Source organism: Pseudosulfitobacter pseudonitzschiae (genome assembly GCF_002222635.1).
GTDB classification, from domain to species: Bacteria; Pseudomonadota; Alphaproteobacteria; order Rhodobacterales; family Rhodobacteraceae; genus Pseudosulfitobacter; species Pseudosulfitobacter pseudonitzschiae_A.
In genome coordinates this window covers 2713600-2725457 of sequence record NZ_CP022415.1, presented here as the reverse complement: position 1 = coordinate 2725457, position 11858 = coordinate 2713600, and the positions used below count along the sequence as shown (strand labels likewise).

Sequence of the window (11858 nt, the reverse complement as noted above, 5' to 3'; positions counted from 1 at the left end):
TGACTGTTGAAAATTGCACACTTCTGAACTGGACTTCGGCGCATGGACAATTGGGACGAAATCAAGACCGCCTATCAGGTCGCGCGTATGGGCACAGTCAGCGGTGCAGCTGATGTGCTGGGCGTGCACCACGCTACGGTGATCCGCCATATCGACGCGCTGGAAGCCCGGTTGGAGGTCAAGCTGTTTCAGCGCCACGCACGCGGATACACAGCAACCGAAGCGGGTGAGGATTTGTTTCGCGTGGCCAAGGCGACCGATGACCAGTTTAGCCAGCTTGTCGGGCGTATCAAAGGACGCGGGGCGGATGTGTCGGGTGATCTGGTGGTTACCTCGCTGACCTCTCTGGTGCCGCGGATGGTGCCTATTCTGACTGAATTCCAGCGTGAAAATTCCGATGTGGTTATCCGCTATCTGACGGGCGCGCGCCTGTTCCGGCTGGAATACGGTGAAGCGCATGTGGCGATTCGGGCGGGCTCGCCGCCTGCGCAGCCTGACAATGTGGTGCAAAGCCTGGCGCATCAGCGAATGGGCCTCTATGCGTCCCGCCGCTATGTCGAGGAATGCGGACTGCCCAAGGATTGGTCACAGTGCAGCGGGCACCGTTTCGTCGGCACCAACAACGACCAAAGCCGCGCGCCGTTCAACAGATGGCTGCGCGAAAAGGCCCCCGACATCGTATTCAGCTTTCGCAGCGATGAAGACCGCGCCATCGAACAGGCTATTCTGAACGGCGCGGGTATCGGCTTTGCCGCCGTCCTAGAGGCGCGGGCCAATCCCGATCTGGTCGAGGTGTTTCCGCAAGAAGAGGAATGGTCGGCCCCGCTGTGGTTGGTCACCCATGTGGACTTGCACCGCACAACCAAGGTGCAGGCTTTTCTGACCTTCCTCAAGCGTGCGGCAAAGAGCTGGGACACATCAAATAATGTCTAAACTTTCTGCGGGTGCGCAGGGGCATCTGGCAATGCTGGCCTTTTCCGCGCTGGTGGCCGGGTCGTTTTCGCTGGGGGTTCAGGCCGCCAATGCGATTGACCCCACAGCGCTGAATGCCGCGCGGTTTGCGCTGGCGGCGGTGATTACCGGCGTTGTGGTTGCCGCTACAGGCAAGGCGCGTGCGGTACACTGGCAGGCGCCTTGGCGCTATCTGGTGCTGGGTGGGTTGTTCGGTATCTATTTTGTGTTGATGTTCGAAGGATTGAAAACCGCACCCGCCGTCAGTGCGGCGGCGGTTTTCACCCTGACGCCGATCCTTGCAGGGGGGTTCGGCTGGCTGGTATTGCGTCAGGTCACCACGCCACGCATGGCATTGGCACTGGCCATCGGGGCTGCGGGTGCTGTCTGGGTGATCTTTCGCGCTGATCTGGCAGCATTGAGGGCCTTTGAGGTCGGGCGCGGCGAGGCGATTTATTTCGTCGGCTGTATCAGCCACGCGCTTTACGCACCGATGGTGCGCAGGTTGAACCGCGGCGAACCTGCGTTGGTATTCTCGCTGGGCACATTGGTCGCGGGGTTTGTGTTGTTGACCATCTACGGCTGGTCCGACATCCGCGCGACCGACTGGCTGAACCTTCCCGCGATTGTATGGATCACGCTGGTCTATGTCGGGGTCTTTGCCAGCGCAGTGACCTCGGTGTTGCTTCAGTTTGCCTCGCTGCGGCTGCCCTCGGCCAAGGTGATGGCCTATACCTATCTGACACCATCATGGGTGATCATCTGGGAAATCGTACTGGGCAATGGCGCGCCGGGCGGCATGATCCTGATCGGCGTAGCGCTGACCACGCTGGCGCTTTATCTGCTGCTGCGCGATGACGGTGCCATAACCGGAAAGTGACCGGTCAGGGAACCTTTAAGATCGGTGCGGCGTTACCACTGCACAATTAAGGAAATAAAGGATCTCTCATGCGTGGTATTTTTTACATCATCGGCGTTGTCGTCGTCGTTCTGGTTATTCTGCGTCTGGCAGGTTTGGTCTAAACGCTAGCGTTCTGGCGTGTCGGACTGGCCATCGCCATCCAGTTCGAGCGCCAGAAAGCGTTCGAACGCATCAAGATTTACAGGTTCAAACTGTCCGAACCCCTGCATCCAGACGGACGCGGTGCGCATCGCATCGGGTTCCAATTTACACCATTTGACCCTTCCACGCTTTTCCTGTGCGATCAGGCCTGCGCGCGTCAGAATGGTCAGGTGCTTGGAAATCGCCGCCAGAGACATCTCGAACGGCTCGGCCACATCGGTGACGGCCATATCATCCTCAAGCAACATCGTCAGGATCGCCCGCCGCGTCGGGTCGGCCAGTGCCGCGAATACCTGATCCAGATCATGTGTCATGGCCTGTCATAGCGGGGCTTGGCGCCAAATAGAAGCGTCACCAGCGCGGATGGACCGGACCCTGCGATGGCCATCGGTGCGTGTGGCGCGCATAGGTGGCCGCATCCAACCCGATATCACGCGCCAAATGGGGGTTGATCCGGCGGATGTGCAAACCGCGGTGCGGGCAGACGGCACTGCAAAAGATCGCCAGTATCCGGACGATACGTGAGCCTTGAGCATAAGTTGCCGGACCGCTGAAAGCGGATGTTTTGAAGCAGCGTGCCATGATAAACCCGTGAAATATGAAGGTATCGAAGTATTGGGCCGAAACAGGCCGCCCTTCAATCCGGAATAGTTTGACAAGACCTGTGCGATAACTGCACACATTTGCCATGCAACGCCCGCTACCTCCTCTGAATGCCTTGCGTGCCTTCGAGGCCGCAGGCCGCCACGAAAGCTTTTCGCGCGCGGCGGATGAACTGCGGGTCAGCCATTCGTCAATCAGCCGTCATGTGCGCGGGCTGGAGGATTGGTTGGGCGCGCAATTGTTCCGCGATCTGCCGCGCGGTGTGGCCCTGACCCCGGACGGAGCGGCCTATCTGGCGGATGTGACTTCGGCTCTGGAAACGATCAGTACGGCGACCGACCGGCTAACCGCACGCCCTGCCGGCACCTTGGTGGTGAACGCCGAGCCGCTTTTTGCGACGAAATGGCTGGTGCCGCGTTTGGGTGCCTTTCATGCTGCCCATCCCGATATTGAAATCCGGCTTGAGGCGTCGACCGGTTTGGCCGACGTTGCCCGCTACGAGGCGGATATCGCGATACGTTTTTTGGCGGTTGCAGGTTCCGACCCTCAGGCGGTCCTGCTCAGCGATGCGCCGATCTATCCCTACGCGGCGCCCGATCTGATCCCTGTGCCACCGGATGATCCGGCCAAGTTGCTTCACTATCCCCGTTTGCGGGACCGTTACAAAGACACATGGGCGATCTGGGCCAGCCTTGCAGGTCTGCAACCGCCCGAGACCGATCCCGCATGGCGGATGCGGGCGCATCTGGCGATCGAGGCCGCCGTGGCGGGGCAGGGCGTCTATCTGGTGTCGTCGGATGTGGTGGCGCAAGATGTCGCGGCGGGGCGACTGCACCGCGTGTCGGACATCGGGTTTCGCGATGGCGGGTTCTATCTCAAGCAGGCCGAAGGCGGGACGCGACGCAAAGCCATCCGGATATTCTCCGACTGGATGCTGGAGCAGGCGGCACCTTGGCGCGTGGATGTCAAAGATCAACCAAATGGTTGAATATGCAAAAACGCCCGTGGCAGATGATTTCGGGGTTGGCCAATGACGCAATGTCCCAAAAGGGATGTCCATAAATACAATAGAAACAAATAGTTACGGCAGGTTATCTGCATGCCATCCTGCCATTGACTCAAATCCCGCATCGCCGTAGCTATCCCTTCAAGTTTCCAAGTGGGGGACACCGCGTGGCGGGGCCAGAAGAACAGCAGCGCATGCGGGATCTCGAGGCCAAGATCAAAGCCCTGAAAGGCGAGGATCAGCCCGAGGCCCACCACTACGACGACCATCACTCTCAGGCCCAGATGGCCTGGCGGATGGTGATCGAACTTGTAACTGGTCTTGGGATCGGTTTCGGGATCGGTTTCGGGCTCGACAGTCTTTTGGGCACCAAGCCCTGGCTGATGATCCTGTTCATACTTCTGGGCTTCGCGGCCGGCGTAAACGTGATGATACGCAGCGCCCGCGAAATGCAGAGAGACGGAATGGCCAAAGCGGCCAAGAGTGACGACGCCCCGCGGGGCACAGACGAAGGGCCCTGAGAATGGCAGACGAAGCACAAGCAGTAGCCGGCGCAGCACATGGTGCGGATGGTGGTCTGGTCTTTCACCCGATGGACCAGTTTCTGGTCAAGCCGCTGTTCGGCCATGCCGGTGATCCGGTGTTCTGGTACACGCCCACAAACGTGACGCTGTGGCTGGGTCTGGCTGTTTTGGCGATCTTTGCGCTGATGGTGCTGACCACGTCGCGCCGCGCCGTTATCCCCTCGCGCGGTCAATCGGTTGCGGAACTGGCCTATGGCTTTATCTACAAAATGGTCGAAGACGTGGCGGGCAAGGACGGGGTTAAGTATTTCCCGTACATAATGACCCTTTTCATGTTCATCGTTTGCGCCAACTTCCTTGGCCTGCTGCCCACGGCCTTTACGCCCACGTCGCACATCGCGGTGACCGGATTGCTGGCCATTGCCGTTTTCCTTGCCGTGACCGTTCTGGGCTTTGTCCTGCACGGATTTAAATTCCTTGGCCTGTTCTGGGTTTCGGCGGCACCACTGCCGCTGCGCCCGATCCTCGCCATCATCGAGATCATCTCGTACTTCGTGCGCCCTGTCAGCCACTCCATTCGTTTGGCGGGCAACATGATGGCAGGCCACGCAGTTATCAAAGTTTTCGCGGCATTTGCTGCGGTCACGGCCATCGCGCCGCTTTCGATCGCAGCCATTGCGGCAATCTACGGGCTCGAGGTTCTGGTGTCCTTTATCCAAGCCTACGTCTTTACCATTCTGACCTGCGTGTACCTGAAGGATGCTCTGCACCCTGCGCACTAAGGTTCGAACGACTACGCAAATCAAAATTCCATCGTAAGGAGAAAATCATGGAAGGCGATATCGCACAAATGGGTCAATTCATCGGCGCAGGCCTGGCCTCCGTCGGCATGGGTGGCGCAGCTATCGGTGTGGGCAACGTTGTTGGCAACTTCCTGTCGGGCGCCCTGCGCAACCCGTCGGCTGCTGCTGGCCAGACTGCAACAATGTTCATCGGCATCGCGTTCGCAGAAGCTCTGGGGATCTTTTCGTTCCTCGTCGCTCTGCTGCTGATGTTCGCCGTCTAAGCGTCTGACGATTATTCCTTACGCTGTGGGCGGCGCGGTCAGCCGTGTCGCCCATTGGACTGATTGTTTGACTGGAGGCCATGATGGCAACTGAACCTATCGACCTGGAGGTCGCAGGAACCTGTACAGATGCAGCTGGCAGTGCCATCGGCATGCCGCAGCTGTGTGACGCATGGTTCGGCAACCAGATTTTCTGGCTGCTTGTCACCCTGGTCCTGATCTATTTTATTCTGTCACGCATCGCTCTGCCCCGGATCGCAGCCATTCTGGCCGAACGTCAGGGGACGATCACAAATGACATCGCCGCAGCCGAAGACCTGAAAGCCAAAGCGCTTGAGGCCGAGGTTGCTTATGACAAGGCACTGGCCGATGCCCGTGCCGAAGCAGGTCGTATCGTTGACGCCGCCAAGGCTGATATGAAGGCTGATCTTGATGTTGCCATCAAGAAAGCCGACGCCGAGATCGCCGACCGCGCAGCCGAAGGCGCAAAAGCAATTGCCGAAATCCGCGAAGGCGCTCTTGTCGCCGTCAAAGACGTCGCCAAAGACACTGCGAAAGAAATCGTCGTGGCAATGGGTGGCAAGGCAGACGCACGCACCGTAACAGCTGCGGTCACCGCACGGATGAAAGGATAAGACGATGAAAAAACTGATCGCCCTGTCCCTCGTTCTGTCGGCATCGCCCGCTTTTGCGGCCACCGGGCCGTTCTTCTCGCTGCGCAACACCGACTTTGTGGTGCTGATCGCGTTCCTGATCTTTGTTGGCGTTCTGGTGTACCTTAAGGTGCCCGGTAAGTTGATGGGGATGCTGGACAAACGCGCGACCGGTATCAAATCCGAACTGGAAGAAGCCCGCGCTTTGCGCGAAGAGGCCCAAACCCTGCTGGCCAGCTATGAACGCAAGCAGAAAGAAGTTCAGGAGCAAGCTGACCGGATCGTCGCCGCAGCCAAGGAAGAAGCAAAAACCGCGGCTGAAGAGGCGCGCGAAGATCTGAAAAAATCCATCGCCCGTCGTATTGCGGCAGCAGAGGGTCAGATCGCTTCGGCAGAAGCTTCGGCAGTGAAAGAAGTGCGTGATCAGGCTGTGACGATCGCAGTCCAGGCCGCGCGCGACGTGATCGCCAAGCAGATGACCGCCGCTGAAGGCAACAAGCTGATCGACGACGCCATCAGCCAGGTGGACGCCAAGCTGCACTGATCCTGACAGGATCATACACATTTTAAACCCGGGGCCAGCGCCTCGGGTTTTTTCGTTTCAGGGCAGCTTGATCGCGTTTGCCTGATGTGAACCATGCCACAGCAGCCAGCGCGCAAATTGCGATTTCAATCGCAAACGTCCAATGAAGCAGGAACGATGCCACCCACCAATTGCGGGTTGCAGGCACCACCACCAATGGTGCGGCCCAATCTGTGACAGGCCAGCCCCATGTGACCTGCCCGACAATGCTGTCCAATAGCAGGTGCAGCATTGCCCCCGCAGCGACGCCAATCGTGACACTGCTACCGCGCCACCAACCGGCCAGACCCAGCAGTACCCAAAGTACGGGCTTGTGGGGCAGATAGGCGTGGTGATGGTGTTGTCGGGCATCCACCAGATAGAACCACAAAAGGTCAATGTCGGGCAGGACAGACCCTGCCAGAACGGCGGCGATCAGCTTGGGTGTTGCGTTTGGCCGTGCACAACGTATCACCAGATAGGCTGCGGGCAAATGTGCTACAAACATCAGTTGTGCGTTTCGTGGTCCAATCTCTGGCGGGCCACATCTTCGTTGCGTTCGGCCTTTTGCTGATCGCGCAAGGCGCGTTCGACATAGTCCAGATGCGTCTCGACGCATGCGCGGGCCGTGTCGGGGTCGCGGGCTTGTAATGCGTCGTTGATTGCGCGGTGCTGGTCCAGCAGGGCGCTGCGCGTCGTGCGCTGTTTGAACATGACCTGACGGTTGTAGAAAACCCCGTTGCGCAGCAAGTCGTACATCGACCGCATCATGTGCAGCATGATCACGTTATGCGATGCCTCGACGATGGCCATGTGAAACTGCGCGTCCAGCACGCTTTCGGTATCTGCGTTGCGGGCGGGGTGGGCCGCTTCCATCTTGTCGAAAATGGTCTGAACCACTTGAAGATCAGTGTTCGATGCCAGCCGTGCGGCGCGTTCGGCGGCCAACCCTTCCATATCGCGGCGGAACGACAGATAGTCGAACACCGCTTCGTCATGGCGGGCAAACAGTTGCGTCAACGCCGGCGAAAAGGCAGAGCCCAGAACATCGGCCACATAGATCCCCGCACCCGGACGGGCGGCCAGCAATCCGGTTTCTTGCAAGCTGCCAATGGCGTCGCGCAGGGACGGGCGGGACACGCCAAGGCGGTCAGCCAGTTCCCGTTCCGCAGGCAGACGCTCACCAGGCCGCAGGATGCCGCGCAGGATCAGCATCTCGATCTGGCGCACCACGGCGGATGAGAGTTTCTCGGGGGTTACGGGGCGAAAGGGCATCCGGTATCCTTTTGGAATTGGTCAAATTATATGACCGCGACCCCGCCTTGGTAAAGGGCAGCCTGTGCAGACGTTCATCAGATAGTAACCAAGTTGTACGTATTTTGAGGGAATGCGTACATTTCTTCTTATTGGACTTTGGCTGCTTCTGATGGCCTGCAACACGCCCGGCCCGCATTTTCGCGGATTACCTGCCACGCGCGTTACCGTGGACGGTTCGACTTTTGATGTCCGCGTGCGCGACCGGCTGGCCGAGGCACTGCGGATCAATCCCGAATACGCCCCGCGCTTTGGCCCGATCCGCGATCGTGCAGCGGTGGCGATGGAGAAGGTATCGGGCTGCACAGTGACCGAAGTGCGCGGCGATCAGGCGTTGGCCACCGGATTGCTGGATTGCGGTAGGGGGCCGCCACACCGCACCATGACAGCGGGCGGGCATTACGAATGCGTTGCGGTTGATACGCCGGGGGCGGCGGTTGGTTATCAGTGCGATCCGATTTAAGGCGGAAGGGTGCCTGAATCCGGACAAACAGGCGAATTGCCGCAATATCTTGTGGATAACTGCTTGAGGAAACGCTTTCCCTAGCGGTTATCGTTGACAGATCGTCATAGGCTCCGTCATCCTTTGATCCATTGGAATCGGACCAAAGGCAGCCGTTTGCGCTTTTCCAGACTGAAACTGACAGGCTTTAAAAGCTTTGTGGACCCCACCGATCTGATCATCGCGGATGGTTTGACCGGCGTTGTGGGGCCGAACGGCTGTGGCAAGTCGAACCTGCTTGAGGCGCTGCGCTGGGTGATGGGCGAAAACCGTCCCACGGCCATGCGCGGGGGCGGGATGGAGGACGTGATCTTTGCCGGTGCCGCCACGCGGCCCGCGCGCAACTTTGCCGAAGTCAGCTTGCACATCGACAATTCCGATCGTCTGGCCCCTGCGGGGTTCAACGATCACGACCACATCGACATCGTGCGCCGGATCACCCGCGATGTCGGTAGCGCCTACAAGGCAAGCGGTAAGGACGTGCGGGCCCGTGATGTGCAGATGCTGTTTGCCGATGCGTCCACCGGTGCCCATTCACCCGCGCTTGTCCGGCAGGGGCAGATTTCGGAACTGATCAACGCCAAACCCAAAAGCCGCAGGCGGATTCTGGAAGAGGCGGCGGGCATTTCCGGTCTGTACCAGCGCCGCCACGAGGCCGAGCTGAAGCTGAAAGGGGCCGAGGCCAACCTGACCCGCGTCGATGACGTGGTGGAACAGTTGGCCGCGCAATTGGCGCAACTGGCGCGGCAGGCCCGACAGGCGGCGCGCTATCGCGAGATCGGCACCGAGTTGCGCCGCACCGAAGGCATGTTGCTGTACCGTCGCTGGCGCGAAGCTGACGATGCGCGCGCCAATGCAGACGAAGCACTGCGCACGCGTGTGACCGCTGCGGCGCAGGCTGAGGGCCGTGTTCAAAGTGCGCTTAAGGCCCGTAGCGCGGCCGAAGACGGGTTGCCAGCACTGCGCGAGGAAGAGGCAATTGCCGCAGCTTTGGTCCAGCGCTTGATCGTGCAGCGCGACACGTTGACGGATCAGGAGGCGCAGGCGCAGCGCACTATTGAAACCTTGGTCAGCCGCATCGACCAACTGGCCCGCGACATCGAACGCGAGGGCGGGCTGAACCGCGACGCGGGCGAGACCATCGAGCGGTTGGAATGGGAACAGGCCGAACTGCGCAAGGGCGCGGAAGGGCATGAGGATCGTCTGGACGCCGCCATCGAGGCCGCTCACGAGGCCGCTTTGGTGCTGCAATCGCGCGAGGCTGATCTGGGTGGTCAGACCGAAGATGTTGCACGTCTGTCGGCGCGCCATGGTTCGGCGCAGCGGTTGCTGGATGATAGCCGCAAGACCGAAGACCGTTCGGAGAGCGAAGCGACCAAGGCACGGGATGCTGTCGCGGCCTCGCAGGAGGCGCTGGCCAAGGCCGGCACCGATTTCGAAGCAGCGGAACAGGCGTCACGCGTGGCCGAGGACGCAGCACTGCGGGCCGATGCGGCGCTGACCGAAGCAGAGACTGCCCGTGCCGACGCCCAGACCCGCGAGGCAGACGCCCGTGCCGAACGCTCGGAGGCGGAGGGCGAGATGAACGCCCTGCGTGCGGAAGTGGGCGCGCTGGCCAAGCTGGTCGAGCGGGACACGGCGGAAGGTGGTCAGATCCTGGATCGCTTGCAGGTGCAAAAGGGGTTCGAGAAAGCCCTGGGTGCGGCACTGGCTGATGATCTTCGTGCGCCGCAGGTCGAGGGGGATGGTCCGTCGGGCTGGGCCGTGTTGCCCGCCTATGACAGCGACCAGCCTTTGCCCCAAGGGGTCACGCCGATCACGCAACACGTGTCGGTGCCGGAGGTTCTGACGCGCCGTATGTCACAGATCGGGCTGTGCGATGCAGAGGATGCCGCCCGTCTGCAACAGCAGTTGAAACCGGGCCAGCGGCTTGTGTCGCCCGAAGGCGATTTGTGGCGCTGGGACGGTTTCCGTGCATGGGCAGAAGATGCACCTTCTGCGGCGGCACTGCGGCTGCAACAGTTGAACCGGCTGGAAGAATTGAAACAGGGGCTGGAGCATGCCAGCCAGCGGGCCGAAGGGGCGCGATCGGCGCATGAGACCCTGACAGCGCGGCTGGTGGAGCTGTCCAACGCCGACAAGGCCGCCCGCGAGGCGCGGCGCGAGGCCGATCGTCTGGTGGCTGACGCGGGCCGCGCGCTGAGCCGCGCCGAAGCTGACCGCAATCTGGCCGAGGGGCGTTTGGAATCGCTGTCGATGGCGGTGAAACGCCACGAGGAAGAAGCAATGACCGCCCGCGCCCGCGTGCTTGAGGCGCAACGGGCGCTGGACGAGTTGGACGATGTGGACGAAGCCCGCGCCGCTGTCGAAGACCTGCGGATGACGGTCGAGGCGGCGCGTATTACAATGATGTCGCGCCGTTCCAATCAGGACGAATTGCGCCGGGAGGGCGAGGCCCGCACACGCCGGTCGCAAGAGGTGACCAAAGAGCTTTCGGGCTGGCGGCACCGTCTGGAGACCGCCGAGAAGCGCAGCACCGAACTGGTTGAGCGCAAGGCGCAGTCAGAGGCCGAATTGAAAGCCGCACAGGCGCTGCCCACTGAACTGGCAGGAAAACGCGCCGAACTGTCCGAGATGATGTCCGAGGGTGAAGCACGCAAAGCCGCGGCGACCGATGCGCTGGGCGTGGCCGAAGGCGTGCTTCGTGAGGCAACCGTGGCCGAGCGCGAGGCAGAGCGCGCTGCCTCGGAGGCACGTGAGGCGCGTGCTGCATCGCAGGCCCGTGCCGAAGCTGCCCGCGAAACGGTGCAGGCCGCGGCAGAGCGCATCGCCGAAGAACAACAGCAAACGCCCAACCAGTTGCTGACCGCATTGGATGTCGATCCCGGCCAGATGCCCCGTTCGGAGGTGCTTGAGGCCGATGTGAACCGTCTGAAACGCCAGCGCGAAGCCTTGGGCGCTGTGAACCTGCGGGCCGAGGAAGACGCACGCGAGGTGCAGGAAGAGCATGATACGCTGGTCAGTGAAAAGGCCGATCTGGAAGAGGCAATCAAGACCCTGCGCGCGGGGATTGCCAGTCTGAACCGCGAGGGGCGCGAACGGTTGCTGACGGCATTTGAGCAGGTGAACAGCAACTTTTCGCTTTTGTTCACGCATCTGTTTGGCGGCGGCGAGGCCAATCTGGTGATGGTGGAATCTGATGACCCGCTTGAGGCCGGTCTGGAAATCATGTGCCAGCCGCCCGGCAAGAAACTGTCGACGCTCAGCCTGTTGTCGGGGGGCGAACAGACGCTGACGGCGATGGCATTGATTTTTGCGGTGTTTCTGGCCAATCCGGCGCCGATCTGCGTGCTGGACGAGGTCGATGCGCCACTGGACGATGCGAACGTGACGCGCTTTTGCGATCTGCTGGACGAGATGTGCCGCCAGACCGATACGAGGTTTCTGATCATCACGCACCATGCGGTTACGATGGCGCGGATGGACCGGTTGTTCGGAGTGACGATGGGCGAACAAGGTGTCAGCCAGTTGGTGTCAGTTGATCTGAAAAAGGCCGCGAAGCTGGTGGCCTGACCCCCGCCCACGAGAACGCCCGCCCCCGAAGGGACGGGCGG

The 11858-nt window shown here is 60.8% G+C and carries 13 protein-coding genes; 10 read left to right on the top strand and 3 right to left on the bottom strand.

Features of this window, described 5'->3' with window-relative positions:
- Nucleotides 1–42 precede the first annotated feature (42 nt).
- Together SULPSESMR1_RS13410 and SULPSESMR1_RS13405 are read left to right on the top strand one after the other, a co-directional pair.
- Complete coding sequence (locus SULPSESMR1_RS13410) at nt 43–933, top strand: LysR family transcriptional regulator (RefSeq protein ID WP_089421277.1); 891 nt, start codon at nt 43–45, stop codon at nt 931–933.
- Nucleotides 926–1831: a DMT family transporter gene (locus SULPSESMR1_RS13405; RefSeq protein ID WP_089421276.1), complete on the top strand. Its 906-nt coding sequence runs from the start codon at nt 926–928 to the stop codon at nt 1829–1831. Before SULPSESMR1_RS13410 ends, SULPSESMR1_RS13405 begins: the two co-directional genes overlap by 8 nt.
- A 146-nt stretch (nt 1832–1977) precedes the next feature.
- On the opposite strand, the gene SULPSESMR1_RS13400 is transcribed toward SULPSESMR1_RS13405, so the two are convergent.
- Complete coding sequence (locus SULPSESMR1_RS13400; RefSeq protein WP_089421275.1) at nt 1978–2328, bottom strand: ArsR/SmtB family transcription factor; 351 nt, start codon at nt 2326–2328, stop codon at nt 1978–1980.
- 374 nt (nt 2329–2702) lie between these two features.
- On the opposite strand from SULPSESMR1_RS13400, the gene SULPSESMR1_RS13390 reads away from it, so the two are divergent.
- The 6 genes from SULPSESMR1_RS13390 (at nt 2703) to SULPSESMR1_RS13365 (ending at nt 6410) form a co-directional block, all read left to right on the top strand.
- Nucleotides 2703–3605, top strand: a complete 903-nt coding sequence (locus tag SULPSESMR1_RS13390; RefSeq protein WP_089421273.1) for a LysR substrate-binding domain-containing protein — start codon at nt 2703–2705, stop codon at nt 3603–3605.
- A 212-nt stretch (nt 3606–3817) separates the two neighbouring features.
- A complete protein-coding gene (locus tag SULPSESMR1_RS13385; protein ID WP_240311451.1) occupies nt 3818–4144 on the top strand; it encodes an AtpZ/AtpI family protein in 327 nt (108 codons plus the stop codon).
- 2 nt (nt 4145–4146) lie between these two features.
- Nucleotides 4147–4929 (top strand): F0F1 ATP synthase subunit A, encoded by a 783-nt coding sequence (locus SULPSESMR1_RS13380; protein WP_089421271.1) that lies wholly within the window; start codon nt 4147–4149, stop codon nt 4927–4929.
- A 47-nt stretch (nt 4930–4976) separates the two neighbouring features.
- Nucleotides 4977–5213: a F0F1 ATP synthase subunit C gene (locus tag SULPSESMR1_RS13375; RefSeq protein ID WP_089421270.1), complete on the top strand. Its 237-nt coding sequence runs from the start codon at nt 4977–4979 to the stop codon at nt 5211–5213.
- An 83-nt stretch (nt 5214–5296) separates the two neighbouring features.
- The gene (locus SULPSESMR1_RS13370; RefSeq protein ID WP_089421269.1) at nt 5297–5848 is read left to right on the top strand and encodes a F0F1 ATP synthase subunit B'; all 552 of its coding nucleotides are present in this window, start codon (nt 5297–5299) and stop codon (nt 5846–5848) included.
- 4 nt (nt 5849–5852) lie between these two features.
- On the top strand, nt 5853–6410 hold the full coding sequence (locus SULPSESMR1_RS13365; protein WP_089421268.1) for a F0F1 ATP synthase subunit B: 558 nt from the start codon (nt 5853–5855) through the stop codon (nt 6408–6410).
- 22 nt (nt 6411–6432) lie between these two features.
- On the opposite strand, the gene SULPSESMR1_RS13360 is transcribed toward SULPSESMR1_RS13365, so the two are convergent.
- The gene (locus SULPSESMR1_RS13360) at nt 6433–6936 is read right to left on the bottom strand and encodes a metal-dependent hydrolase (protein ID WP_089421267.1); all 504 of its coding nucleotides are present in this window, start codon (nt 6934–6936) and stop codon (nt 6433–6435) included.
- Complete coding sequence (locus SULPSESMR1_RS13355; protein ID WP_089421266.1) at nt 6936–7703, bottom strand: FadR/GntR family transcriptional regulator; 768 nt, start codon at nt 7701–7703, stop codon at nt 6936–6938. Before SULPSESMR1_RS13355 ends, SULPSESMR1_RS13360 begins: the two co-directional genes overlap by 1 nt.
- Nucleotides 7704–7854: 151 nt before the next feature.
- On the opposite strand from SULPSESMR1_RS13355, the gene SULPSESMR1_RS13350 reads away from it, so the two are divergent.
- Nucleotides 7855–8205, top strand: a complete 351-nt coding sequence (locus SULPSESMR1_RS13350) for a hypothetical protein (protein ID WP_250161459.1) — start codon at nt 7855–7857, stop codon at nt 8203–8205.
- A gap of 156 nt (nt 8206–8361) precedes the next feature.
- Complete coding sequence (gene smc / locus SULPSESMR1_RS13345; RefSeq protein WP_089422328.1) at nt 8362–11817, top strand: chromosome segregation protein SMC; 3456 nt, start codon at nt 8362–8364, stop codon at nt 11815–11817.
- The last annotated feature ends 41 nt before the right edge of the window (nt 11818–11858 follow it).